This is a genomic window from Micromonospora lutea (assembly GCF_016863535.1).
GTDB classification, from domain to species: Bacteria; Actinomycetota; Actinomycetes; order Mycobacteriales; family Micromonosporaceae; genus Micromonospora; species Micromonospora lutea.
The window spans coordinates 1-1,332 of the sequence record NZ_BOPB01000054.1; the positions used below are offsets into that span (position 1 = coordinate 1).

1 protein-coding gene is annotated in these 1,332 nt (G+C 67.6%); it reads left to right on the forward strand.

Translation table 11 applies throughout. The annotated features are described in order from the left end of the window. The first annotated feature begins 144 nt into the window (after positions 1-144). Positions 145-1,314 carry an ISAs1 family transposase gene (locus Vlu01_RS27305; protein ID WP_239096165.1) on the forward strand — a complete coding sequence of 390 codons (1,170 nt, stop codon included), beginning with the start codon at positions 145-147 and terminating at the stop codon, positions 1,312-1,314. Positions 1,315-1,332 lie beyond the last annotated feature (18 nt).

The window sequence follows — 1,332 nt, forward strand, 5'->3', positions numbered from 1 at the left end:
CCCAGGGCCCCGGCAAAGTCGTGACGGTGTCCGACTTGTGAGGCTTGGGGTAGAAGCGCCGTTGGTGGTGGCAGCAAGACGGGCATGACCGGCTCAGAAGATCATCAAGGTTCTCTACGCCATGCTGATCGCCCGAAGTGAGTCATGCCCGCACTGTCATCATCGCTGATCTCGTCGGTGTCCTGCGCACCGGCGTTGACCGTTGCCGAAACCGCTGGTGGGCTGCCCGATGCGCTCGCCGGTCTGCCTGATCCACGCGCCAGGCGAGGTGTCCGGCACCGGTTGACGGTCGTGGTCACCGCAGCCGTGTGTGCTGTGGTCGCCGGCTATCGCTCGTACGCCGCGATCGCCGAATGGGTCGCCGACGTGCCGGCGGCAACGGCTCTCGCTTTGGGCATGATCCCGGATCGGCGTCCATCGGAGGCGATGATCCGTCGGCTGTTGCAGGCCATAGACCCGCAACTACTGACCGCGGCGATCAGTGTCTGGCTCGCCGGCCGGGCCACCGCCACCGTCGCAATGGCTGGTCGGGCGATCGCCGTCGACGGTAAGACCCTGCGGGGCTCCCGCACCACCGATACCCCTGCCCGGCACGTGATGACCGCCTGCGACCAGGCCACCGGTGTGGTCCTGGCCAGCACCACCGTGGACGGCAAGACCAACGAGATCACCCGGTTCGCGCCGCTGCTCGACCAGATCGGCGACCTGCGCGGCACGGTGATCACCGCCGACGCCCTGCACTGCCAACGCGAGCACGTCACCTACCTCGCCGAACGCGGCGCTCACTGGATCCTGACCGTCAAAGGCAACCAACCCCACCTGCACGCGCAGCTCACCGCACTGCCCTGGCGGGCAGTCCCGGACGCCACCCGCGACACCGACCGAGGACACGGCCGCCGCGAGATCCGCAGCTGCAAGATCCTGACGATTTCCACCGGCATCGACTTCCCACACGCCGCCCAAGCCATCCAGATCCGCCGCCGCAGACGCCGCCTCGACCAACCGAAACGCTTCACCACCGAAACCGTCTACGCCATCACCGATCTCCGCGTCCATCAGGCGAAACCGGCACAACTGGCAGCGTGGACCCGCGAACACTGGTCGATCGAGAACAAGGTCCACTGGGTCCGCGACGTCACCTACGACGAGGACCGCAGCCAGATCCGCACCGGCACCGGCCCCGAAGTCATGGCCGCTTTACGCAACGCCGCGATCAGCGCCCTACGCCTGAGCGGGGCCACCAACATCGCCGCCGCCAACCGGCATCACGCCCGCGACAGCACCCGCCCGCTGGCACTGCTCAACATCACCTGACGACTTTGCCGGGGCCCT